Source organism: Streptantibioticus cattleyicolor NRRL 8057 = DSM 46488, from assembly GCF_000240165.1.
In the GTDB taxonomy this organism is placed as follows: domain Bacteria; phylum Actinomycetota; class Actinomycetes; order Streptomycetales; family Streptomycetaceae; genus Streptantibioticus; species Streptantibioticus cattleyicolor.
Window position 1 is genome coordinate 1696112 of sequence record NC_017585.1, and the last position, 23882, is coordinate 1719993.

Genomic DNA, 23882 nt, shown 5'->3' on the forward strand with positions numbered 1-23882 from the left:
TGACCCAGGCCGTCGCCGATCGGTCCACGGCGGCGTCCCCGAACCACCCGGCCCACGCACCAACGGCCCCGGGAGGCAACGGGCCACGGTGACCGCCGGCCTCCCGGGGCCCACGTACGCGCCCGCCGCCGGCGACTCCGCCCACCGCGCGAGGCTCCACCACGGGGCGGCGAAAGCTGAGACCGCGGGGTTCCTCAGTAGCCGATGACGTCCGTGTAGCCGTGTCCGTCGATCTCCTCTCCCGCGCAGGCACCGGTCACCTGGCATGCGCCGGTGTAGGCGCCCGGGGAGCCGGGCAGTTCGCGCCGGGTGATCGCGAGGGAGGCGTCGAGGCCGGGGACGGTCAGCAGCCAGTGGCCGTCGTGGTCGGTGCGCCGGGCGTGGGTGATGAGGTGGGAGCCGTCCGCCTTGAGGGCGGTGAGCCAGGAGGTGCCGTCGCCGGTGGTGTCCCACACGCTCAGGTACCGGCCTTCGCCGAGGTCGAGTCCGAGCCAGGTGAAGCGTGGCGGTTCGGTGGCTCCGCTCGCCGCGCCCGGCGGAAGCCGAGTGTGAGGCCCGGCGAATGCCGACCGTGGGCGGCGGCAACCGGCCAGTGAACGGCCACAGTGAGGGCATTGGTTTTCGAGGTCCACCGCATCCAGGATATTCGCGTATCACTTCGGCGTTTTCCTAATACGGCGACCAGCCAGGTCATATGCCACGAGCAATATCATGGATCAACTGGCCGGAAATACCCTGGGGAACTCCCCGTGCCGTCGATAACGTGTCCCGCATCCATGGGCAGGGAGCGAACTGTGGACGACCACCGCGGCGGGCCGTTCGGTCCGCCGATGGACGACGGGGTGAAAGCGACGACAAAACCGGCGGGCCGGGATGGAAAGGCCTTGCCGTGCCCGTGAGGATCGTGCTCGTGGGACTGGGTTCCGCTGCCGCCGACGGGATACGCGACGTGTTGAACGCCGCCGGGGAATCGGTCGTCGTGGCCGAGGCGCCGGGAACGGGTGAGGCCGCTTCCGCGGTCCGCCGCCGGCGTCCGGACGTCGTGGTGGTCGACGCGGACGCGCAACCGGACCGCTGGACCGACCGGTTGCCGGCGCTCCTGGCCCGCTCCGCGGCCCCGGGGGCGCGCGCGGTGGTGCTGACCGCCGCCGCGGGGGACGTCGACGTGGCGCGGGAGGCGGCGGCCGGGGTGAGGGGATGGGTGCTCAAGGACGACGCCGCCGCCTCGCTCGTCACCGCTGTCGAGGCGGTCGCGGCGGGGCACGCCTGGCTGCCGCCGCCGCTCGCCCGCCGGCTGCTCGGGGACCACCTGGCGTTGGTCTCCCCGCCGGCCCCGGGACCGGCCGAGGCCGGACAACTCAGCGCGCGGGAACGGAGCGTGCTGCGTCTGCTGGCCCAGGGGCGGTCCAACGCCGAGATCGCGCGGGAACTCGTGCTCGGTGAACCGACGGTGAAGACCCATGTGTCACGGCTGCTGGCCAAGCTCGGCCTGCGTAATCGCGTGCAACTCGCGGTTTTCGCCCTCCGCAGCGGCATGAGCGAGTGACCTGTTGCGCAACACCTCGGAAACAAAAGGCGCCGAAATGGCGTCAGCATTGCCGGTACGTTTCCTCTTCCCCTGTCGTCCGCCGAACGGCGAGCCCACGCCGGATTCGCGCGGACGCCCCCGTGGAGATTCGGCCGGACGGATGAAGACAGTGTCTCCGTGACGGCGTAGCGTTGGGGCGCCGAGGAAAAGCACTGGCATTCGACGGCCGTACTGCAAAACCGTCGACGCGAGTTCCGGCCGTGACCGGTCCCGGTCGCGGCGGCGAGGGCGGCAGGAAGGACTGCGGTGAGAAAGCGGTTCGCGACCACGATCACCGTCCCACACCGGCCCGGCCCGGCGGCGGCCGGCGAGAAATTGCCGCACCGGATACGCGTGCTCGCGGGGTTGCTCACCCTCGGGGCGGTCATGACCCAGCTCGACTCCACCGCGGTGAACGTCGCCTTCGACTCGATACGCGGTGACCTGCACGCCTCACTGGGCGGCGCGCAATGGGCGATCACCGGTTACCTGCTGGCCATGGCCGCGACCGTGCCACTGGTCGGCTGGGCCGCCGATCGGTTCGGAACGAAACGGCTGTGGATCTGTTCCGTCACGTTGTTCGTCGTGGGCTCGGCGCTGGCCGGGCTGTCCTGGTCCATCGGCTCCCTGATCCTCTTCCGGGTTCTCCAGGGGATGGGCGGCGGGTTGATCGTGCCGGTGGCCCAGACCATCATGGCCGCGGCGGCCGGCCCCCACCGGTTGGGCAGATCGATGAGCCTGCTGGGGCTGACCACCCTGCTGGGACCGATCCTGGGTCCGGTCCTCGGCGGCGTCCTCGTGCAGTACGCCGACTGGCACTGGATCTTCTACGTCAACGTCCCGGTCGGCGCCGTCGCGTTGGCGGCGGCGGCCAGACTGCTCCCCGACCGCCGTGCGGGTGAGCGCCGGCCCTTCGACGCCGTCGGCATGGCGCTGATCTCCGCCGGAGTGACGGCGGTTGTCCTCGGCCTCTCCGAAGCGGCCGGCCCCTCGGGCGTCCGCGGGGCCGTGACCGCCGGTCTGGGGGCGGGACTTCTGGCGGCGTTCGTCCTCCACAGCCTGCGCCGGGGACCAACCGCGCTCATCGACGTGCGTTTGTTCCGTCACCGGTGCTTCTCGGTGGCGTCGGTGTTCCTGTTCGTCGTCAGCACGGTGCTGTTCGGCGCGCTGCTGCTGGTGCCGCTGTACTACCAGGTGGTGCGCGGCCAGGGCGCGTTGACGTCGGGGCTGCTGCTCACGCCGCAGGCGATCGGCACGGCCGTCGTGATGCCGGTGGCGGGAAGGCTGACGGACCGCTTCGGTCCCCGGGCGGCCGTGCTGCCCGGCCTGGTGCTCGCGGCGCTGGGAACGCTCGTCTACGCGCACGTGACGTCACGCAGCCCCATGACGCTCCTGGCGGGTGCGCTGGTGGTACGGGGCTTCGGGATCGGCCTCGTCATGACACCGACGACGGCCGCCTCGTACGTGTCCCTGCCGGGCGGCGCCCTGGCCCGCGCGGCCGGGGTCACCACGATCCTGCGGCAACTCGGCGCGTCCGTGGGGACCACGGTGTTCGCGCTGCTCCTGGCCGGCGACCTCGCCCACACCCGGCAGGCCGCGGCGTTCCGGGACACCTTCCGGGTCGTCGTCGCCCTCACCGGGCTCCTGGTGGTACCGGCGGCGCTGATGCCGGGGAGGCCGGGGACGCCCGGGAGCACCGCGCCGGGATGACGTCCGGCAGCCCTCGACCACAACCACCCACCGGCCACCGTCGCACCAGGGAGTACCCGTATGAGCAGCATCTGGGGTTTCACCGCTCGTGCTCGTTCCTTCCTCTTCGTCCCCGGCCATCGGCCCGACCGTTTCCCCAAGGCCGAGGCCAGCGGGGCCGACGTGGTCGTGCTGGACCTGGAGGACGCCGTCGGGCCGGAGGCGAAGGCAGCGGCGCGGGAGAACGTCAGCCGCTGGCTGACGCCGGGCAAGGCGGCCGTGGTCCGCGTCAACGGGGCGGACACCCCGTGGCACCGACGGGACGTGGCGTCGCTGGCGGGCCGTCAGTGCGCCGTGATGGTCCCCAAGGTCACCCGGCCGGACGAAGTGACTCAGGTGATACGGGAGTTGGCGCCCGGCTCGTGCGTCATGCCGTTGCTGGAGACCGCGGCGGGGATCCTCGGGGCACGGGAGGTGTGCCGCGTTCCCGGTGTCGTGCGCGCCGTCTTCGGCAACGCGGACCTGGCGCGTGAACTCGGCATCGACATGGGCGACCGGGCGGCCCTGGCGTTCGCGCGGTCGGCGATCGTGCTGGCGTCGGCGGCCTGCGGGCTCGTTCCCCCGGTGGACGGCGTCACGGCGTCCCTGTCCGACGAGGGCGCGCTGCTGGCCGACGCGGAACACGCCGCGGCGCTGGGGTTCACCGCCAAGCTGTGCGTCCACCCCTGCCAGGTGCCGACCGTCACCGCGGTGTTCTCCCCGTCGACCGAGGAACTGCGCTGGGCCCGCCAGGTGGTGGCCGCGGCGGCCGGGGACGGCTCGGTGGCCGCTGCCGACGGGCAGATCATCGGCAAGCCCATCGTGGACCGCGCCCGCCGGTTGCTCGCCCGGGCGGAGCGCCGCTGACACGCCAGATCCCACCCCCCTCACCCCTCACCGGAGAACAGGCCGACTGTGCTGCAACGGTATCTGGACGCCATCGAGGAGCGGCATGTGAACGCCGCCCCGGCGCACGCCGCCGAATACCGCGGAACCGTGGACGAGGCGGCGCTTCGTCACGCCTTCGAGCTGGTCTGCGTGCGCCACCCCGTCCTGCGGGCACGCGTCCGGGCGGGTGAGCGCGGACACCTGCTGTACGTGCCGCCGGGACACTGGCCGGAGGTGACCGTCCTGGACGGTGACGGCACCACACTGCTGCGTGCGGTCCACGCCCCCTGGGACCCCGCCCGCGCCGTGAGCAGGCTGATCCTGGTCAAGGGGGAGAACCACGGTTTCGTCGCGCTCAGGGTCGACCACTCGGTCATGGACGGCCACAGCTTCAGGGCGATGTTCGAGCAGTTGTGGAACCTCTACGGTGACCTCCTCGGCGCCGCCGACGTGTCGGTGCCCGTGGGCCGGTCGCTGCCGTGCCCGCCCTCGGAACTGCTCGGTGAGCGGTGGCACGGCGCGTCCTGCGCCCCGCCGCCCGAAAGCCCGGACGCCGCGCCGGGGACGTCCACCGACGGCCCGGTCAGGCCGGTCCAGGGCTACATCCGCCTGAGCGGGGCGCAGACCGAGCGGCTGCTGTCGGTGGTGCGGCGGCGGAAGACATCGGTGCACGCGGCCGTGTGCGGAGCGGTGCTCGCCACCCACCGGGCACACGGAGCACCACCGGAGGGCGGCGGCGAACCGATGTACTGCCTGTCACCGGTGAACCTGCGCGACCGGGTCACCCCGCCGGTCGGGGTGACGCAGACGACGATGTTCGTCGCGGTGCACGCCGCCCGGGTCACCGTACCGTTCGACGCCGATCCGCTCGCGGTCGCGCACAGCGTGAAGGAGCAACTGGATACCGCCGTCGCCCGCCGGGAGCTGCTGCTGTCGCTGGACGCGGGAAGGCTGCTGAAGGCGACCGGCCCGGCATCACTCGACGCGCGCCTGCGGATCGCGCAGGTCAGCAACAACGGCGTGCTCCATTCCGCCCTGCGTGACCCGCGTCGGGTGGAGGTGGTGCGGTTCCTGATGCCGGCCGACGTGACCTCCTCCGTCTTCCCGATCTACAGCGTCTACACCTACCGAGGACACCTGAGCATCCGTTACCTGTATCCGTCGACCCTGTTCTCCCGCGCGCAGGCCGATCGGCTCAGCGCCTCGGTCACGACCCGGCTGACCGCCATGTGAGACGTCGTCCGCCCCGCGCGACCGGTGTCCGGCCCTTCCGTCATCCCGTCCACTTTCTTCAACGCGGCTTCTTGTCGGCCGAGTTGCGCGGTCGTATCCTCCCGGCTCCAAGGGTGAGACGGGCTCTCACCAGGTGAGAGGACGACGGACGTGAGTCAGGCAGCGGAGAAGGTCCTGGCCGTGCTGGAGCATGTGGCCGGCGGGCGGGAACCGATGACGGCGATGGCGATCGCGGCCGGTCTCGGGCTGGACAAGTCGACGTGTTCCCGCTCGCTCGCGGTGCTGGTGGAGCGCGGGTGGCTGGTGCGGGACGAGCGGACGCGGCTGTTCGGTCCGGGGCCGGTGCTGGTGGGTCTGGCGGCGACCGCGGCGGTCAGCGGCCAGCTCCAGGCGATCCTGCTGCCCACCCTGGCTCGGCTGCGTGACGCGACGGACGAGACGGTGAGCTTCCACCGCCGGGTCGGGGACCGCCGGGTCTGCGTGGCGGGGCTGGAAAGCAGGCAGGTGATCAGGCGGGTGCTGCCGATCGGCGACTCCTTCCCGCTGCCGGTGGGTCCGTCCGGCAAGGTGATCCTGGCCTTCGTCGACTCCGCGCAACGCGAAACGCTCCTGGCCGCCCTCGACCCCGCCGAGCGGTCCGAGATCCGGTCCTGGATCAACGCCGCGATACGCACCGGGGTCGTCTCCACCGACGGCGACCACATCGCGGGGGTCGGCGCGGCGTCCGTACCGGTCTTCGGCCGCGAAGGTGTCTTCGGCTCCCTGACGGTGGCGGGCCCGCTGCCGCGCTGGAACGCCGTCCGCCGCACGGAGGCGACCGGGCTGCTGCTGGCCGCCGCGCGCTCGCTGTCCGAGACGCTCGGAGGCGCGCGCCTGGCCGACTACGAACGGTGGATCGGGACGTGCGCCGAGACCCCCGCCACCACGGAGAGGGTGACGACGCCATGAGGCGCAGCTGGCTGTTCTTCCCCGCGGACAACGAGAGGTTCGCGGCCAAGGCGCTCGCGGGCCCCGCCGACGCCCTCATCTTCGACCTGGAGGACTCCGTCGTCCCGGCCCGCAAGGAGGACGCGCGCGCCCAGGTCGTCCAGCACACCCAGGACCCGGGCAACGCCGGCCGCGGACTGTTCGTCCGCGTCAACGGGCTCGACACCCCGTACGCGCTGAGCGACCTGGTGACGGTGGTGGGGCCCGGCCTCGACGGCGTGGTGCTGCCCAAGATCGACTCCGCCGCCGACGTGCGGATCGCCGACTGGTTGCTCACCAACGCCGAACGGGCCGGCGGTCTGCCCGGCGGCAGCGTCTCGATCGTCGCGCTCATCGAGACGGCGGCGGGGCTGGTGCACCTCGGCGACATCCTGCACGCCAGCCCCCGCGTCACCACGGTCGCCTACGGCTGCGGTGACTTCGCCGCGGACTCGGGCATGGCAGGGCAGTGGGCCGGACGCAGCGAGACCATCCGTACCCTGCTGACCGCCCACTCCAGGGAAGCCGGGTGCGAGCCGCCCGTCGACTCGGTGACCATGGCCGTCGACGACCTCGACGAGCTGCGCATCCAGGCCGAACAGGCTCGACACCTCGGCTTCCAGGGCAAGTTGTGCGTCCACCCCGACCAGGTAGACGCCGTCAACGAGGTCTTCACCCCGCAGGCGGCGACCGTCGACTGGGCCCACCGGGTGCTCGACGCGGCCGGCGCGGCGGAGGCGTGCGGACGCGGGGCCGTCAAGTTGGACGGCACACTCGTCGACCGGGCCACCGTGGCCGCCGCCCGGCGCATCCTGGAGACCTCCCGGGCCCTGGCGGACCACCGCGCCCACCGCTGACACCACCCGGCCCCGGCACCGCTGACACCACACACGGCACCACACCGCCGGCACCCCCGTGCCACCACGCACCGGCGCCGGACCCGACACACCTGTGAACGAGATCCCCGTGTCCCTGGGGTTACTGGAGGGGTGCACCGTCATCGACATGTCCACCCTGTTCGCCGGGCCGTTCGCGGCCACCCTCCTCGGCGACCACGGAGCCGACGTCATCAAGGTCGAGCATCCGCGGGGGGACGACCTGCGCAACTGGGGGCCGCGCAAGGACGGGCACCCGCTGTGGTGGAAGGTCGTCAACCGCAACAAACGCAACGTCTGCCTCGACCTGCACCAGCCCGCCGCCCAGGAGGTGGTGCGCCGGCTCGCCTCCCGGGCCGACGTGCTCATCTCCAACTTCCGCCCCGGCCGCCTCGACGCGTGGGGCCTGGGCTGGTCGGCCCTGCACGAGGTCAACCCCCGCCTGATCATGGCCGAGGTGTCGGGTTTCGGGCAGAGCGGACCGTACTCCGGCTTCCCGGGGTTCGGGACCCTCGCCGAATCGATGAGCGGGTTCGCCGCCGTCACCGGGGAGGCCGACCGCCCGCCCATGCTGCCCCCGTTCGGCCTCGCGGACGGGATCGCCGGCCTGACCACCGCGTTCGGGATCGCCTCGGCGCTGTGGGACCGGGAACGCGGCGGCGCCGGAACACGCATCGACAGCGCCCTGTACGAGCCGCTGATGTGGATCGTCGGCAGTCACATCATCGAGTACGACCAACTCGGCGCCGTCCAGCGGCGGATGGGCAACGCGGTGCCGCAGGCGGTGCCGCGCAACGCCTACCGCACCGGGGACGGCAAGTGGGTGGCGCTGTCGGGCGCCGCGCAGACCGTCACGGCCCGGCTGTTCGCCCTGATCGGCCGGGCGGAGGCCATCGACGACCCCCGGTTCGCCACCAACGAGGCCCGGATCCGGCACCGCGAACTCATCGACACGATGATCGGCGACTGGATCGCGGCCCGCACCCTGGACGAGGCCGTGGCGGCGTTCCGCGCGGCGGACGTGGCCATCGCCCCGGTCTACGACGCCCCGGCCATCGTGGGCGACGAGCACTTCCGGTACCGCGACAGCGTCATCGAGGTCGACGACGAGGACCTCGGAACGATCCGGATGCAAGGGGTCGTGCCGAGGATCCATCAGAAGCCCGGCGCCGTCCGGTGGACCGGCTCCAGCGTGATCGGGTCCGACACCGAGGAGATCCTGCGCGGCCTCGGCTACCCGCCCGAGCAGATCCGGCAACTCGACGAAGCCGGCGCCATCAAGCGCGGCTGACCGAAGCGGTTGGAGACACCCATGCCCACCCTCACACCCACGACGCCGCCGGCCGGTGACCCACCGCCCGGCCCCCGCCCGGTCCGCGTCGTCCGGGACGCCCGCGTACCCACCGCCGACCCGCGGTGCACCCTGTCCGCGGACCTCTACCTCCCGCACCACGACGACCCGGTCCCCGCACTGGTCACCGTCCTTCCCTACCGCAAGGACCTGGAACACGGTGAACTGCCGCGCTCACTGCGCTGGTTCGCCGAACGCGGCTACGCGTGCGTGCTGGTGGACCACCGCGGCGTCGGCTCGTCCGACGGAACCCCGCACCCGCCGTGGACCGAGGGCGAGACCGACGACGCCATCGCCACTCTCACCTGGGTCCGCGCCCAGCCGTGGTGCGACGGCGGTATCGGCATGTGGGGCCATTCGCACGGCGGCTTCACCGCCATGCGCGCCGCCTGCCGCAAGCCACCGGGCCTGAAGGCCATCGCCCCGATCATGAACGCGCTGGACGTCGAACGCGACATCATGCACCCCGACGGGGCCCGCGGCGATCTGGTGCGCCTGGCCTCCTGGGGCGGCATGATGCTCCTCCAGCAGCTCCTGCCACCCCTGCTGCACCACACCTCCGCCGAGGAACGGGAGCGCTGGCACGGGCGGTTGAACGGCACCGAGCCGTTCGTCATGGAACTCGCCCGCCTGGGCCCCGGCGATCCGGCCTGGCGGGAACGGGTGATCGACGCGTCGCGCGTCACGGTGCCGACACTGTGCGTCGGCGGCTGGCACGACATCTACCCGGACGCCGTCTGGCGTGCCTACGAACAGATCCCGGCGCCGAAGAAGCTGCTGATGGGACCATGGGGCCACACCCTTCCCCACGCCTCGCCCACCGGCCCGATCGACTTCCTCCCGATGCTGCTGCGCTGGTGGGACCACTGGCTGCGGGGCGCCGCCAACGGCATCATGGCCGAGCCCCCGGTGACCCTCCACGTACGCGGGGCCAACCCCGGCTGGCGGGCGTACCCGTCCTGGCCCCCGGCCGGCGGCGAACTGACCCTCGCCGCCGACCCGCTGGGACGACTGCGAACGCCGCCGCCCCACCCGCACGCGCCCGACGAGGCCATCGCCCGCTACGACCCCGATCCGACGACGGGCACCGCGGGCGGACTGGCGGGGGTGGGCTTCGGCTCCTTCGCCCCGCCCGGCGACCAGGCCGACGACGACGCCCGTTCGCTGACGTTCACCAGCGGTGACCTGCCCGCGGACCTGTCCGTCGTCGGACGCCCCAGCGTGGTGGTGCGTCTGGACGAGGCGCCCTCGACCACGTCCGGGCGGCGCGTCGTGGTGCGGCTGACCGACGTCGACCAGGAGGGCCGTTCGGTCCTGATCACCTCGGGAACGGCGAGCCCCGGTGACGGCGAGCGGACCGTCCGGGCGGTGCTGTGGCCCACCGCGTACCGGATCGCGGCCGGACACCGTGTCCGCGTGGCGCTCGGCGACTCCGACTTCCCGCGGCTGACGCCCCTGACCGAGCCCGTCCCGTTCCATGTCACCGGCCTGGAGGTGACCGTCCCCACCACGGCCGGCGAAGCGGGCCGCCCCGCCGACATCCCCGCCATCGGCCTTCCCGCGCCCCGCCCCGACGAGCGCGCCGACCACTGGACCGTCACCCGCGACCCCCTCCACGACGCCGTCGACGTCACGGTCACGACCAGCACCGGCGGCATCCCCACCAGCCAAGGACACCTCCTGGAACGGACCGCGGAGATCCGGGCGTCCGTGGCGCGCACCTCACCGGCCTCGGCGCACACCAGCGGAACCCACCGCGCACGCCTCCGGCTCGGCGACGGGCGGGACGTCGCCGTCACCGCGTCCGTACGGTGCGCCCGAACGACGCTGTGGGTGCACGGTGAGGTCACCGTCGACGGCCACCCCGTCTTCACCCGCACCTGGGAAACGTCCCTCGACCCCGCCGCCGGAGCCCGCCCGGACACCGCACCGCCCACCGCGCGGAGCACCACCGCACCGGACCACCGTCGCACCGCATGACCCGGAGGCCGCCACGTGCCCACCCCACCTAGCACGGCCCCCTTCCGTGACCGCGGACCGAGCCGACCGCGACACCGCACCGCCCTGGCCGCCCTCGCCCTCACCGCCCTGCTGGCAGGCGGCTGTTCGGCCGGCGCCGACCAGTCCCCGAACGGCCCCGGCGTCCTCGCCGTCGGTACCGGATTCACCCCCGACAGCCTCGACCCGGCGCGGATCAACACCGCGTTCACCTGGTACGTCGACCCCGCCTACGACCCGCTCATCTACCTGGCCCCCGACGGCAGCCTCCACCCCCGCCTCGCGCTGTCGTGGAGGTACGTGGGCTCCGGGAACCGGGTGTTCGAGATCCGTCTCCGCCCCCACGTCAGGTTCAGCGACGGAACGCCGCTCACCGCGGACGTGGTGAAGAGGAACATCGCCTACTTCCGCGGCGCGGGCGGCGGCGCGGCGCCGTATCTCGCCCCGGTCACCTCGGTCGACGTGATCGACCCCCTCACCGTCCGGCTGACGCTGTCCAGGCCCGATCCGCTGCTCGCCCAGGTGTTCACGCAGGACCACCAGGCCGGCGACGTCATCAGCGCCACCGCCCTCGACCGGCCGGGCAGGCTGGCCACCCGCACCTTCGGCGCCGGACCCTACGTGCTGGACGCCGCCGCCACGGTGGCCGACGACCACTACACGTACGTGCCGAACCCCGGCTACTGGAACCGGGCGGCGGTGCCCCGCCACAAACTCGTGATCAAGGTCCTGCCCAATGCCGACACCGCCCTGGCGGCCCTGAGAACCGGGCAGGTCGACGCCGTCCAGGGGGACCAGACCACCGTCGACGCGGCCCGGACCGCGGGGCTGAACATCGCCGACGCGCCCCATGTCGTGTGGGGTCTCGCCCTCGCCGACCGGGCGGGAACCCTCAGCACACCACTGGGCGACGTGCTGGTCCGGCAGGCGCTCAACTACGCCGTCGACCGGCGCGCCATCACCAAGGCATCTTCGGCCGCTACGGCACCGCCACCGAACAGCTCGTGCCCCCCGGCCAGGACGGATCCGACCCCGACGACCGCTACCCCCACGACCCGGCCCGGGCCAGTTACCCGGACGGCTTCACCCTGCCGGTCGTCGTCAGCCCCAACGGCAGCCTGATGAGCCAGGCCGTCGCCGATGACCTCGGCAGGATCGGCGTGCGGCTGCGGATCACCACGGACACCAACGCGGCCCAGTACCTCGGCGACATGGCCGCCCGGAAGTACCCGGCGTCCTGGGCCGGTCGGTGGACGTGCTGGCGCTGGCCGGGTTCGCCCTCCCCAGCTTCTGGCTGGCGCTGGTGCTCGTCACGGTGTTCGCCGTGCTGGTCCGAATCTTCCCGGCCACCGGATACGTGCCGCCGGAGGTCTCACCGGGCCAGTGGCTGCGCTGCCTGGTCCTGCCCATGACGGCGCTCGCGGTGCACGGCATCGCGGTGATCGCCAAGTAGACACGGGACGGGATGCGTCAGACGCTGGCCCGGGACTTCGTGCACACCCTGCGGGCCAACGGCGCGTCGGAGTCCTCGATCGTCCTCCGCCACGCCCTGCGGAACGCCGCCGTCCCCGTGGTGACCGTGATCGGGCTCGTCTTCGTCAGCCTGCTCAACGGCACCGTGCTGGTGGAAGCCGTCTTCGCCATGCCCGGCCTGGGCGGACTGGCCGTGCAGTCCACCACCGAGCACGACCTGCCGGTGCTCCAGGGGGTCGCGGTGGCCTTCACCCTCGTCGTCGTGGCCACCAACCTCGTGGTGGATCTGGCCTACGGCCGGCTGAACCCGAAGGTGCGTGTGCCATGACCCCACCGGAGGGGACGAGGACGCGGGAGGGCCGGCCGGAACGGATCCGGCGCACCGTCCTGCGCCGCCCGCTCGCCCTGGCCTCGCTCGGATACCTGGCCCTCGTCCTCGCCGGGGCGGTGTTCGCCCCGCTGCTGGCACCGTACGGCCCGACCGCCACCGACCTGCAACACGTGCTCTCCGGGCCCTCGCCGGACCACTGGCTGGGCACCGACAGCCTGGGCCGCGACGTGCTCTCACGGCTGCTCCACGGAAGCCGCGTCACGTTCCTCGGGGTGGGCGAGGGCGTGGCCACCGCGCTCGTCGTCGGGGTGACGACCGGTCTGCTCGCCGGTTTCCTCGGCGGCTGGACCGACCGCCTGGTCTCGTGGCTGACCGACGTGGTCCTCGCGGTACCGGTGATCGTCAGCCTGCTGGTCGTCCTCGCCGTCTTCGGCAGCGACGAGACCGCCGCGATGGTGGCGTTCGGCGTGCTCGCCTCGCCCGGACTCGCCCGGGTGGTGCGCGGCGCGACCCTGGTGGTGCGCCGGGAACCCTACGTCGCCGCCGCCCGGGTGGCGGGGCTGCCGCGCCGGCGGATCCTGCGCGGCCAGGTGCTGCCCCGGGTGGCCGGACCCGTCATCGTCCAGGCGTCACTGCTCGCCGGGTCCGCGCTGCTCACCGAGACCGGCCTCGGCTACCTGGGCCTCGGCGTCCAGCCCCCGGCGCCGACCTGGGGGAACATGGTGGCCGACGCGTCACACGTCATCGACCGGCAGCCCTGGCTCCTGGTGCCGCCCGGCGTCGTCATCGGGCTGGCCGTCCTCTCCTTCGGCCTCATCGGCGACACCGTCCGCGACGCGACCGCCGACCGCGTTGCCTCCACACCAGCACCACGCCCGATCCGGCGGGCCCGTGCGACCACCACGCGGCCGGTCCCGGCCGCCAACGCCAACGCCACGGCGCTGCTGTCGGTGGAGGAGCTGACGGTCGCCCTGCCCACCGGTGACGGGCTCACGCCGGTCGTCGACGGCGCGAGCCTGGAGATCGGCAAGGGGGAGACGGTGGGCCTGGTCGGCGAGTCCGGATGCGGCAAGACCCTCACCGGACGGGCCATCCTCGGCCTGCTGCCACCGGGCGGCCGGATCACCGCCGGACGCGTCCTGTTCGACGGCGCCGACCTGGCCACGCTGGGCCCACGGCAGTGGCGCGGGGTGCGCGGCGCACGGATCGCCCTGGTCTCCCAGGAACCGATCGGCAGCCTCGACCCGATGGTCACCGTCGGCCGGCACGTGGACGAACTGGTGCGCCGCCACCACGGCGGCAACCGGAAGGCGTCCCGCGCCCGCACCCTCGACCTCCTCTCCGCCGTGCGCCTGCCCGACCCGGAACGGACGGCCGACCGCTACCCGCACGAACTCTCCGGAGGCATGGCCCAACGCGTCGCCATCGCCATGGCCCTGGCCGGCGAACCGGAACTGCTGATCGCCGACGAACCGACCACGGCACTCGACGTCACCGTCCAGGCCGAGATCCTCACCCTCCTGCGGACGTTGCAACACGACAAGGGCACCGCCATCCTCCTGGTCAGCCACGACTGGGGAGTGGTGGCCGAGATGTGTTCGCGCGCGTACGTGATGTACGCCGGGCACATGGTCGAATCCGCCCCCGTCACCAGGCTGTTGGACCACCCCCGGCACCCGTACACCGCCGGTCTGCTCGCGTGCGCCCCCCGCCACGCGCGGCCGCGCGGCCGGCTGCCGTCGATCCCCGGCACGGTGCCCGACCCGGGCCGACGGCCGGACGGATGCCACTTCGCCCCGCGCTGCCCGCTGTCCACCACCGAATGCACCACCGGCCCGGTACCGGTCTTCCAGCCCGATGCCGGCCACCGCACCCGATGCCTGCACCACACCGACGTGGCGAAGGAAGTCAACGATGAGCAGCCGGCCGGCGCCCCTCCTCCAGGTACACGACCTGACCGTCACCTTCCCCGGCCGCCGCGGGGGTGAGCCACCGCGCGCCGTGGACGGCGTCGACCTCACCCTCGACGCCGGAGAAACCCTCGGCCTGGTGGGCGAGTCCGGATCCGGCAAGTCCACGCTGGGCAACGCGCTCCTCGGCCTCGCCGAGCCCACCGCAGGCCGGATCCTGCTGCACGGCGACGACATCACCCACGCCCCGCCACGGAAGCGGCGCACCCTCGCCCGGCACATCCAGGTCGTCTTCCAGGACCCCTACGGCTCGCTGAACCCCTCACGCACCGTCGGGGACACCCTCGCCGAACCACTGCGTTTTCATTTCGGGGCGACCCGCAAGGAGGCGATGCGCAGGGCCGGTGAGGCGCTGGAACGGGTAGGGCTGCCCGCCGCCGTGACCGCCCGGTATCCACGTCAGTTCTCCGGCGGCCAACGGCAACGCATCGCCATCGCCCGCGCGTTGCTCCTCGAACCCGAACTCGTCATCTGCGACGAGCCGACCAGCGCCCTCGACCTGTCCGTCCAGGCCCAGATCCTCAATCTCCTGCTCACCCTCCAACGACAACTCGGCTTCGCCTACCTGTTCGTCTCCCACGACATCGACGTCGTGCGCCACCTCGCCCACCGCGTCGCGGTCCTCCTCGCCGGACGGCTCGTCGAGGAAGGCCCCGTCGACCAGGTCACCGAGGCCCCCAGCCACCCCTACACCCGCGCGCTGCTGGCCGCGGTGCCGACGACGAGGCGGCGGAGAGCGGAGACGACGCCCCCGCCCGCACCCCCGCCCGCCCGCTCCGCGACAGGGTGCCCGTTCGTCACCCGCTGCCCATCGGTGCTGGACCGGTGCGCCACCGTCCGGCCGCCCCTGCGTCCCACCGGTGTCGGCGGTGTCGCCGCCTGCCACCTCCACGCCCCGGAACCGGCGTCCCGCACCGCCGTGACCGCCCGGACCTGTTCGACCACGACATGTGACACGTGATGCCCATGACTTCCTCGCCCGCCTCCCGCCTGCCACACCACGTCCCGCTGACGACCGGACGTCCGAGCCGCACCGGCGACGCCCCGTGCCACGCGCTCCTCGCCCTGCCCGCACACGACGTCCACGTCGCGAGCGCACGCCACTTCACCGCCGACTGGCTCGCCTTCTGGGGGCTGCCCGGTGAGGAACGCGACACCGCGACGCTCATCGTCGGCGAACTGGCCGCCAACGCCGCGCTGCACGGACGAAGCGACATGACGCTACGCCTCTGCCTGGCCGACGACGCCCTCCACATCACCGTGACCGATCACGGCACACCCTCCCCGCACGGCACCCCGGCACACCGCGACGCGGACGAGTACGGACGGGGCATGCACATCGTGTCGGTGCTCTCCGACCGGCTGGAGATCAGCTACCGGCCCGGCGGATGGTCCGTGCGCGCGGTCGTGGCGGTGCGGAAGCCGTGCGACCGGTGCGCTGCGTGGCGGCCCGGCCACGGATGACGTCGGCCCGAACGCGATCTGCCTGCCCGCGCCGTCCTGAGCGCGAGCAGGCAGATCGTCGTTGCGTTCGTTCAGCGCTTCCGGGCGCGGCGCTTCCGGGCCATGAACGTGATGGCCGAGCCGGCGCCCACCAGTATGGCGACCAGGGCGACCAGTTGCGGCACCCCGGACGTACCGGTGTGGGCCAGCGAACCCGTGCTGCCGCCGGGCGGGGCCGGGTTGGCGGGCGGCGCGGGTGACGGCGGCGTGGAGGCCGGCGGCGAGGACGGCGGCGAGGACGGGGGCGGCGTCGCCTTCGGGACGTAGACCCCGGCGTCGATCGTGTGGTCGACACCGCCCGGGGTGTCCGGCGCCGTGACGGGCGCGTAGCCGTTGCACAACTGCCCGCTGGTCGGCGGGGTCACGTTGGAGTCGTGCGCACGGTCGGCGCCGGCCCGCGGCAGGGTGAACCGCAGCTCACTCGCCGGAGGCCGGCCCGGTACCTTGCCGGTGTCCGCGGTGCACACGTCGAACTGCACGGTGTACTTGGCGCCGGGCGTCAGCTCGTACGCGGCGCCGACACCGCCGAAGTAGTATTCCCCGTCGGCGTCCGTCCTGGTCGTGGCGACCTTCTTGCCGCTCGCGTCCAGCAGGTTGACCGTCGCCCCGGGCAGCTTGACCTCCGCCGGGTCCTGGATGCCGTTGTGGTCGCCGTCGAACCACACGAGGTTGCCGATCTGGATCGGCGCGTTCGCCGCCGCGTACGCGATGTCACCGAGCCCGCCGGCCTTGCCGAACCCGTTCTGTTCCTGACCGACGAACTGGTACGCGTTCTCGGTCGGGCTGTTGCCGGGGCCCTGACCGGTCGTGACGTCGTAGTAACCGGTCCCGGCGGATTCGACGTTGATGGTCGGGTCGAACTCCGTGCTGACGACCCACTGCTGCCGGGGGATGTAGGCCACCGACCCCAGCGCGGTCTCCTGGTGCGCGCCGGCGAAGAAGTCACCCGGGAAGTATTCGACGACACCGTCGTCCTGGCCGCCGTCGTTGGCGGGGGTGGCGTGGTTGGGGCAGTTGCCGGTGCCTTCCCACGCGTACCCGCCGGCCGGATCGGCGCAGGCCATGTTGATGTCACCACCGGACATCCCCATTTCCTGCGCGTTGTTCCCCGGGCGGGGGTCCAGCCCCTTGGCGCTGAGCACGTCCATGAACCGGTCGCGGAAGCCCAGGATCATCGAACCGTCGCGGGTGAAGGCCAGGGAGGCCAGCTCCGGCTGCGGATCGATGAAGGCACCCATGTTCCGGTCGTCCCAGGTGGCCAGGGAGGTGTTCCACGGGTTCCAGTGGGTGGCCTGGTCGGCCTTGGCGGCACCGCGGATGACGGCACCGCGCTTGTCGGTGAGCGCGTGGGTCAGCACCGTGGTGAACCGCTTGCCGTCGTAGGCGTAGACGACGGCCTTGAGATCCGTGCGCTGCTGGGTGCTCTCCGCGTCGCACACGCCGCCGACGTACAGCGTGTTGTCGTGGACCGAGAGACCGAACGGCCGCCAGTCGCCGGAGCTCGCGCACCCCGGGTCCGGGATACGCACCGTCGACCTGGGTGCCGAGGCGGTGGCCCCGGTCGCGTCGAAGGCCACCAGGCTGCGGGTGCGCAGGTTCACCGCGTACAGCGTGCGGCCGTCCTCGGACAGGGCCAGGCCGCCGATGCTCTCCTTGCCCGGTGCGTCGATGAACCCGGGGTCCTTGAGCATGTCGGCCGTGTCATGCTGCGTCACCGCGACGTCCGGCACCTGGGCGAACAACTCCGGCGCGCCCGAACTCCCGGTCGGCACCGTGTAGATCGCGCCGGGGCCCTTCGGCCCGTACGGGGCGTACCGGCGGGCGAACGCGCTCTGGAAGAGCCGGCCGCGGTACTTGTCGTACGCCAACCCGAACGTCGTGCCCACCTGGGCCTGCGTGTCCAGCGTGGCCGGGCACGACACATCCGTGGGACACGTTCGCCGGGTGTCCGTACCGAAGGCCACCAGCGCCCGGGTGTCGGCTCCGCCGGCGCCGTTCTGGACCGGTACGAAATACCGTGAGTCCGGCAGCGTGTAGTCGGCCGGGTCCCACACCCCCGTCACCACCGAGGCGTTCTTTCCGGCCGATACGTCCACGAACGACGTGAAGCTGTCGAAGTGGTTGGCCGACGTCGCCGCGGGCGCCGCCCGCAGATATCCGCTGTACGGTGCCGGGATACCGACGTCGACGCGATATTGGCCGCCGCTCAGCACCGTCGAGTGCGGCACCACCACTTTCCCGGTGGCATCCGTGACGCCGGAGACGGCGTGCCCGGCAGGGTCGGAGACCTCCACCTTCATGCCCCGCTGCGGCACGTCCATCGTCGCGTTGATCACGCCGGTGCCGAAGAAGTCCCGCAGCACCTGGACGGTCAGCGTGCCGTCGGCGGCCGAAGCGGTGGCCGGCCCGGCCGCCGCGCCCACGCCGCCGCCGGCCAGCAGCACGACGGATAACCCCATGCGCGCCAGCGGCCCCGTGAGCCTCCAGGCCGTCCGGCGCGAGTCCTTGCCGACTTGGTTCATGACATCACCCCCCACACCTTTCTTGTCAGGGAAAACGAAGCCCCCGCTATCGCCGCACGCCGTTTCGTGGCTCCGGACGCGGATACCGGTCGCGGACGCCACGGAAAAGAAAAAGGGCCCACCGCCGTGGCGTGGGCGCTTCCTGATGATCGCTCGAAGAAATCGCGGGCGAGCCGTAAACGTCGCACGCCAGGAAAAGCGAACGCGCGTTCAGAGCCTCGGGCGGAACCGCCGTGAACCGTGTGCTTTCGCAGCTCCATCACGGCGCTCTCGCCCCCCGCCGGCCTCACCGATCGCCATCGCGAGCAGCGCGCGGCATTCTATCCACGGGAGCCGCGCCGCCACCAGCGAAAGCGCTGACATTCATGGTGACCTGGCGCCCGGGATCCCGGGGCCCTCATCAACTGCCGCGAAGGTCGGCGCAAAGGGCGTCGACGGCCTGCGGCGTCACGTGCGGCATGGCCACGAGGTGGGCGCGGTCGCCCTGGGTGGCCAGGTGCCAGGTGGCGCAGGTCCGCGGGCCGGGGCGGTCGAACGTCACGGTCAGGGCCCCGGGAAAACGCTCCGGGTGGGCCCCCGCCGCCGCCAGGGCCTCGGTGGCGTACGCGGCGGTGCGCCGGCACCGGTGGACGGTCTCGCGCACGCCACGGGTGCCCGCCTCGCGCAGCCTGCACCACAGCAGCGCGGCCGCGAGGCCGCTTCGGGAGCAGCCCAGGGTGTGGTCGGGGGCGCCGAGGTACTGTCCGGTCGGCGCCGGGGGCAGGTACCGACGGGGTGTCAGGACCACGCCGCACGGCACCGGACAGCCCAGCAGTTTGTGCCCGCTCACCGACACGCTGTCAGCGCCGTGGGCGAGGTTCCAGGCGGGCTCCGGGTGGCAGAACGCCGCCACCAGACCGCCGAGGGCGGCGTCCGCGTGGAGGTGGACGCCACCGGCCGCCAGCGCGGCTTCCCGCAGCGCCGGCAGGTCGTCGACGGCTCCCCGCATCACGGTGCCGATGGTGGCCACGACCACCGCGCCGTCGCCGGGCCGGCCACCCCGCGCGTCCCGATGCCTGCGGCACAGGCGGGCCAGCGCCGACGGATCCATCGTCCCGTCGTCCCGGCAGGGCACGGTGACGGTCTCCATGCGCAGGATGGTGGCTGCCTTGCGGACGCTGTAGTGCGCGTCCGCCGAGAGGTACACCGGCGCCCGGGGGAACCGGTGCCGCGCGACGAACAGCCCGAACAGGATGCCCTCGCTGCCGGAGGCGGTGACGTACCCGTAGGTGTCCCGGTCGCCGCCCGCGATGCCGGTGAACCAGGAGAGCACCGCCCGCTCGAAGGACTTCACGTCGTTGCCCGAGTCGTCGTGCTCCGACGGATCGCCCGCGTTGTTGATGAGCATGGACAACAGGCTGTGCGCGGCCGAGGCGTCCCACGCGAGGTTGGCCGGGAAGCCGAGCATCCGCGGTACCCGCTGCCGCAGTTCGCCGACCATGGCCGTCACCACGGACCACACCTGCTCGGCGGCGACACCGTCCTCCTCGATCCGCAACGGGCTGTTCACGCACGGTCACTACCCGGAAATGGAATGAGATATTCCGACCGCTTCCCCCGGCTCGTCCAGGACCCTGGCGAGCTGATCGGCGAGGGAGCGGGCCAGACCGGCCGCCTGGGCGGCGTCGAACCAGGCGCGCGGGGTGGCCAGGTGGAACCCCAGGCACCGGCGGGTGCGGGTGACGAAGACGGTGGGAACGGGGCCGGGGGCGGGGCGTAGGCGAACAGCCCGGTGACCGCCGTGCCGGGCGGCGGGTCCAGGCGGACCGGACAGGCGGCCAGATTGCTGACCATGGCGGTGAACGGCAACGGCGCGGGACCGGCCAGCAGGCGCCCGGCGGCCATGACCTGCCGTTCGGGCCAGGCGTCGGCGAGGGCGGAGGCGAGCTGTCCGGCCACCGTCCGTGCGATCGCCGCCGGGGCATCACCCGCTGCCACCGGTGCCGTGACGGGTACGAGGGACGCGGCTTGCATGATGTGGTGGCGGGGGACGGGCGGTGCCGTGCGGCTGCGCAGATCGACGGTGACACCCAGGGCCAACGGCAGGGGCCCGGCGTCAGGGCCGAGCCGGGCGCGGGCGGCGAGCATGATGAGCGCGCAGACCAGGGCGGCGGGTGTGGTCCCCGCTTCGCGAGCGGTCCGGTAGAGCCGTACCGCCTGCGCGCTGGTCAGCTCGGTGGTGTGCAGGTGGGCGCCGTGCGGGGGACCGGTCCCGGGAGGGGTGCCGCGGGCCGGGAGCCGGGCGGGTGCGGGCTGTCCGGCCGAGGCCGCTTCCTGGCGGGCGAGCCAGGCGTCGATGTCGTGCCGAGGGTGCCGCCGCGCCAGCAGTTCGTCGACGGCGCGGGGGAGTTCCGCCCTGGTCGGAGGCGGAGCCGGGCGCACTCCGGCCAGGAGCGCGGTATAGGTCTGCCACAGGCGGGACAGAGCCGTCAGGGCGGACATCCCGTCGCTGACGGCGTGGTGGAGGGCGAAGGCGAGCAGGTGGGTGTCGTCCGGCCGGTGGACCACGGTGGCCCGCATCAGGGGTTCGTCCAGGGCGAAGGGCGCGTCGACGGGCCACGGGTCATCACCCGCCGACTCGCGCAGCGGTGGCCGGCGGCGCGGTGTGGTGACCAGGCTGGGGCCACCGACGGTCCCGGTGATGCGACAGGTGAGGACCGGGTGCCAGGAACACATCAGTTCCATGGCACGTGCCAGAGCACCGGTGTCGAGGCGGCCGTGGACGGTGACGCCGGTCACCGCCGGGGTGCCGGTGCGCGCCAGGGCGGCCTCGCCCGGGGAGAGCGAACGGTGGGTTCCCATGTGCGGGTCGTCCTCCTTCGGCGGTGCTTCGGCGGTGGCCTGCCCGGGGTGCGCGGCGGGCTGCTACGGTCGCCCACCGAGCGGATCCCACCACCACGCGATGGAGGGGATCGCGGGCGGGGAGGTGTCGGCGGGCGGGTCGGTGTCGCGGGAGGCGGTGGTGGTGACGGCGCCGGGGGTGCGGCCGTCGGGGTTGCGGTAGCGGTCGGCGGTCAGACCCCATTCGAGGTTGCCGGGCAGCAGGTGGCAGAGGTGGTCCAGATAGGCACGCAGCGGCGCGCTCGCGTCGGGCAACACCCGTTCGCGCAAGGCGATGAAGCGGTGGGTGAGCCGGTTGCACAGGCACACCGCCGCGCGGAGCGCCTCGGGCCGGCCGCAGCGGTTTTCCCGGCGCAGGATCTCCACCAGGCCGAGTCCCGACGGTGCGGTGCCTTCGGCGCGGGCGACCCACAGTTCCTTCCCGTAGGAGAAGAGGTCGTCGTCGAAGGCGGCGGTGGTGAAGGCCAGTTCGGTCAGAGCACGCACCTCGGGGGAGGACAGCTCACGGTCGGGGATCTCCGCCCCGTCCACGATCTCGGCCCAGGCCAGCGTGGCCGCGCCGGCCGCCGTGTGCTGCCGCATGTGGGCGTAGTCGTTGAGGGCCGGGGTACTCCGCGCGGCCCGGTGGCCCAGTTCCCACGCAACGGCCAGGAACCACGCCCGGTGCGCCTCGGCACAGCGGCGCATCTGCGCGGGGGTGGCCCATCGGCGCGCCCGCAGCGCCAGGTCCCGCACCGGCGCCAGCATCGTGTCACCGGGACCCTCCAGGCGCGCGTCCGGTGCCTCCAGCACCCGTACGATCCTGGTGGCCAGGTCCGCGAACCGGGCAGCGCGCCCGGTGGCCGGACCCTCGTCGCAGTGCACGTCGTCGAAGTGGAACATCACGGTGCACCAGTCGACCGCCAGTTGCAGTCGGTCGGTCGGCGAGTGCGGCATGATCCGTCCGTAGAAGCCGGGGCAGTCGTTGCCGCGCATACGGGCGCGCTGTTGTGGCGTCAGTTCCAGGTCGAAGCCGTCGATCCAGTCGGCGGTCCGGCGGGCCAGCACGGTCTCGTCGGGATGCCGGGCAGTGGGCAGCGGACAGTAGCGCGGCGGGATCTCCACGGACAGCGTGCCGGGGACCGGCATGGTTCACCTCCTGCCGTGTCGGGGGCGACGACCGGGCGGGGCCACGGCGTGCTCACCCGACGGTCCTCACTTCGGGAGTCCGCGTCGGGCCGAGGTCTCCATCAGCAGCCGTCGGGGGCGCAGCGCGGTGGAGAGCGCCACCGGGCGGACGTCACAACCGGGCGCGGGGCGCAGCCGCCAGCGGCTGACGATCGTGGCCAGCAGCAGAGTGCATTCGGTGAGGGCGTAGGCCTCGCCGGCGCACTTGCGGGCGCCGCCGCCGAAGGCGGTGAAGGCCCCGCGAGGCAGGGTACGGGCGCGTTCCGGCAGCCACCGGTCCGGATCGAACTCCTCGGGATCGTCGTACAGTTGGCGCCCGCGGTGCACCGCGGGGGCGCAGAAGGCGACGGTGGTTCCCGGTGGCAGGCGGTGGCCGCCCAGCTCCGTCTCGGCGGTGGTGACCCGCGTGAACAGCCAGCCTGGCGGGTACAGGCGCAGCGCCTCGGTGATCACCCGGCCGGTGTGGGCCAGAGCGGGGACGTCGTCACCACGGGCGGCCCGGCCGGCGAGCACCGCGTCCACCTCCCGCTCCAGCCGGTCGAGCGCTTCGGGGTTCCGGTCGAGCAGGTAGAGCGCCCAGGACACGGCGGCGGTGACGCTGTCCGAGCCGGCGGTCAGCATGGTGAGGACCTGGTCGTGGATCTCGGTGTCCGTCAGGCCGGTTCCGCACCCGGTGCCGTTCTCGTCGTCCTGGGCGGTCATCAGGGCGGAGAGCAGGTCTCCGCGGTCGGTGCGGTCGCGGCGGCGCTCGGCGACCAGGTCGTCGATGCCGCGTCGCAGGTCGGCCACGGCGCGGTCGAACCGCCGGTTGACCGGGAGGGGCAGCCGTAGCAGTGGCGCGGGGACGAACATCCGGGCGGTGAGCTGCTGGAGCACCGTCTCCACCGAGGTCCGGAACCGGTCCACCACCGCATCGCCGGCCCGGGTGGCGAACAGGGTGCGCAGCACCGAGCGCAGAGCGGCCCCGAACAGGGACCGGTAGGCGTCGATCACCCCGCCGTCGTCCCAGCGCTCCGTCAGCGCGGCGGCCTCCTCCTCCATCACCGCCGCATAGCCCTTCAACCGCGCGGGCTGGAAGGACGGCTGGATGAGCCGGCGCTGCCGGCGGTGCTCGCCGTACGGGCAGGCCCCGACCCCGTTGCCGATCGTCGCGCGCACCCGGTCGAAGAACGGACCGCCCTTGTCGAAGAGCCGGTCGTCGGTGAGCACCCGCCACAACAGCTCGGGATCGCACGGCACTTGGGCCCGCACCGGGCCGAGGCGTACCTCGACCAGATCACCGTGACCGGACAGCGACTGCGCGAACCGCAGAGGACGGCGCATCAACGGCCACGCGTGGCCGACCATCGGGAACGCCCCAGGCACCACCGGCGTCGCGCAGGTCCTCGAGGCCATCGGATCCCCTCCGTTTCCCGCGGCACGCCCCCGTC

At 72.9% G+C, this 23882-nt stretch carries 20 protein-coding genes; 14 read left to right on the forward strand and 6 right to left on the reverse strand.

All coding sequences use genetic code 11. The features are described from left to right. Positions 1-194: 194 nt before the first annotated feature. On the reverse strand, positions 195-455 hold the full coding sequence (locus SCATT_RS38360) for a hypothetical protein (RefSeq protein ID WP_014150565.1): 261 nt from the start codon (positions 453-455) through the stop codon (positions 195-197). A 455-nt stretch (positions 456-910) separates the two neighbouring features. On the opposite strand from SCATT_RS38360, the gene SCATT_RS35095 reads away from it, so the two are divergent. The 14 genes from SCATT_RS35095 (at position 911) to SCATT_RS35155 (ending at position 15844) form a co-directional block, all read left to right on the forward strand. Continuing rightward, positions 911-1546 (forward strand): response regulator transcription factor, encoded by a 636-nt coding sequence (locus tag SCATT_RS35095; RefSeq protein WP_231904884.1) that lies wholly within the window; start codon positions 911-913, stop codon positions 1544-1546. Between the two features lie 288 nt (positions 1547-1834). Beyond that, on the forward strand, positions 1835-3277 hold the full coding sequence (locus SCATT_RS35100; RefSeq protein WP_014627139.1) for an MDR family MFS transporter: 1443 nt from the start codon (positions 1835-1837) through the stop codon (positions 3275-3277). Positions 3278-3337: 60 nt separating this feature from the next. Continuing rightward, positions 3338-4162 (forward strand): HpcH/HpaI aldolase/citrate lyase family protein, encoded by an 825-nt coding sequence (locus SCATT_RS35105; protein ID WP_014150562.1) that lies wholly within the window; start codon positions 3338-3340, stop codon positions 4160-4162. 48 nt (positions 4163-4210) lie between these two features. Beyond that, complete coding sequence (locus SCATT_RS35110; protein ID WP_014150561.1) at positions 4211-5416, forward strand: phthiocerol/phthiodiolone dimycocerosyl transferase family protein; 1206 nt, start codon at positions 4211-4213, stop codon at positions 5414-5416. Positions 5417-5566: 150 nt separating this feature from the next. Continuing rightward, on the forward strand, positions 5567-6364 hold the full coding sequence (locus SCATT_RS35115; RefSeq protein WP_014150560.1) for an IclR family transcriptional regulator: 798 nt from the start codon (positions 5567-5569) through the stop codon (positions 6362-6364). Continuing rightward, on the forward strand, positions 6361-7239 hold the full coding sequence (locus SCATT_RS35120) for an HpcH/HpaI aldolase/citrate lyase family protein (RefSeq protein WP_014150559.1): 879 nt from the start codon (positions 6361-6363) through the stop codon (positions 7237-7239). The genes SCATT_RS35115 and SCATT_RS35120 overlap by 4 nt, the downstream gene beginning before the upstream one ends. A 109-nt stretch (positions 7240-7348) precedes the next feature. Next, a complete protein-coding gene (locus SCATT_RS35125; RefSeq protein WP_014150558.1) occupies positions 7349-8548 on the forward strand; it encodes a CaiB/BaiF CoA transferase family protein in 1200 nt (399 codons plus the stop codon). Between the two features lie 21 nt (positions 8549-8569). Next, a complete protein-coding gene (locus SCATT_RS35130) occupies positions 8570-10588 on the forward strand; it encodes a CocE/NonD family hydrolase (protein WP_014150557.1) in 2019 nt (672 codons plus the stop codon). Between the two features lie 15 nt (positions 10589-10603). Further along, a complete protein-coding gene (locus SCATT_RS35135) occupies positions 10604-11728 on the forward strand; it encodes an ABC transporter substrate-binding protein (RefSeq protein ID WP_014150556.1) in 1125 nt (374 codons plus the stop codon). A 127-nt stretch (positions 11729-11855) separates the two neighbouring features. After that, complete coding sequence (locus SCATT_RS35780) at positions 11856-12059, forward strand: ABC transporter permease family protein (RefSeq protein WP_014627142.1); 204 nt, start codon at positions 11856-11858, stop codon at positions 12057-12059. Positions 12060-12071: 12 nt separating this feature from the next. Next, positions 12072-12407 carry an ABC transporter permease subunit gene (locus SCATT_RS35785; RefSeq protein WP_014627143.1) on the forward strand — a complete coding sequence of 112 codons (336 nt, stop codon included), beginning with the start codon at positions 12072-12074 and terminating at the stop codon, positions 12405-12407. Next, complete coding sequence (locus tag SCATT_RS35145; RefSeq protein WP_014150554.1) at positions 12404-14398, forward strand: dipeptide/oligopeptide/nickel ABC transporter permease/ATP-binding protein; 1995 nt, start codon at positions 12404-12406, stop codon at positions 14396-14398. Before SCATT_RS35785 ends, SCATT_RS35145 begins: the two co-directional genes overlap by 4 nt. Further along, positions 14325-15341 carry an ABC transporter ATP-binding protein gene (locus SCATT_RS35150; protein WP_014150553.1) on the forward strand — a complete coding sequence of 339 codons (1017 nt, stop codon included), beginning with the start codon at positions 14325-14327 and terminating at the stop codon, positions 15339-15341. The genes SCATT_RS35145 and SCATT_RS35150 overlap by 74 nt, the downstream gene beginning before the upstream one ends. A 5-nt stretch (positions 15342-15346) precedes the next feature. Beyond that, a complete protein-coding gene (locus SCATT_RS35155) occupies positions 15347-15844 on the forward strand; it encodes an ATP-binding protein (protein WP_014150552.1) in 498 nt (165 codons plus the stop codon). Positions 15845-15915: 71 nt separating this feature from the next. Here the strand turns inward: SCATT_RS35155 and SCATT_RS35160 are convergent, their stop codons facing one another. From SCATT_RS35160 to SCATT_RS35180, 5 genes are all read right to left on the reverse strand, one after another. Beyond that, positions 15916-18342 carry an SdrD B-like domain-containing protein gene (locus SCATT_RS35160; protein WP_173405608.1) on the reverse strand — a complete coding sequence of 809 codons (2427 nt, stop codon included), beginning with the start codon at positions 18340-18342 and terminating at the stop codon, positions 15916-15918. Between the two features lie 463 nt (positions 18343-18805). Next, positions 18806-19954, reverse strand: a complete 1149-nt coding sequence (locus SCATT_RS35165) for a pyridoxal-dependent decarboxylase (protein ID WP_014150550.1) — start codon at positions 19952-19954, stop codon at positions 18806-18808. Then, positions 19951-21246 (reverse strand): phthiocerol/phthiodiolone dimycocerosyl transferase family protein, encoded by a 1296-nt coding sequence (locus tag SCATT_RS35170; RefSeq protein WP_014627147.1) that lies wholly within the window; start codon positions 21244-21246, stop codon positions 19951-19953. The genes SCATT_RS35165 and SCATT_RS35170 overlap by 4 nt, the downstream gene beginning before the upstream one ends. A gap of 63 nt (positions 21247-21309) precedes the next feature. Then, positions 21310-22413 (reverse strand): terpene synthase family protein, encoded by a 1104-nt coding sequence (locus SCATT_RS35175; RefSeq protein WP_014150548.1) that lies wholly within the window; start codon positions 22411-22413, stop codon positions 21310-21312. A gap of 66 nt (positions 22414-22479) precedes the next feature. After that, positions 22480-23847, reverse strand: a complete 1368-nt coding sequence (locus tag SCATT_RS35180; RefSeq protein WP_014150547.1) for a cytochrome P450 — start codon at positions 23845-23847, stop codon at positions 22480-22482. Between the last annotated feature and the right edge of the window lie 35 nt (positions 23848-23882).

Coding starts and splice junctions, on each gene's coding strand:
- SCATT_RS35105 (WP_014150562.1), top strand. CDS start 3,338: ATGAGCAGCATCTGGGGTTTCACCGCTCGTGCTCGTTCCTTCCTCTTC.
- SCATT_RS35130 (WP_014150557.1), top strand. CDS start 8,570: ATGCCCACCCTCACACCCACGACGCCGCCGGCCGGTGACCCACCGCCC.
- SCATT_RS35175 (WP_014150548.1), bottom strand. CDS start 22,413: ATGCCGGTCCCCGGCACGCTGTCCGTGGAGATCCCGCCGCGCTACTGT.
- SCATT_RS35150 (WP_014150553.1), top strand. CDS start 14,325: ATGAGCAGCCGGCCGGCGCCCCTCCTCCAGGTACACGACCTGACCGTC.
- SCATT_RS35155 (WP_014150552.1), top strand. CDS start 15,347: ATGACTTCCTCGCCCGCCTCCCGCCTGCCACACCACGTCCCGCTGACG.
- SCATT_RS35180 (WP_014150547.1), bottom strand. CDS start 23,847: ATGGCCTCGAGGACCTGCGCGACGCCGGTGGTGCCTGGGGCGTTCCCG.
- SCATT_RS35160 (WP_173405608.1), bottom strand. CDS start 18,342: ATGGGGTTATCCGTCGTGCTGCTGGCCGGCGGCGGCGTGGGCGCGGCG.
- SCATT_RS35145 (WP_014150554.1), top strand. CDS start 12,404: ATGACCCCACCGGAGGGGACGAGGACGCGGGAGGGCCGGCCGGAACGG.
- SCATT_RS35170 (WP_014627147.1), bottom strand. CDS start 21,246: ATGGGAACCCACCGTTCGCTCTCCCCGGGCGAGGCCGCCCTGGCGCGC.
- SCATT_RS35120 (WP_014150559.1), top strand. CDS start 6,361: ATGAGGCGCAGCTGGCTGTTCTTCCCCGCGGACAACGAGAGGTTCGCG.
- SCATT_RS35785 (WP_014627143.1), top strand. CDS start 12,072: ATGCGTCAGACGCTGGCCCGGGACTTCGTGCACACCCTGCGGGCCAAC.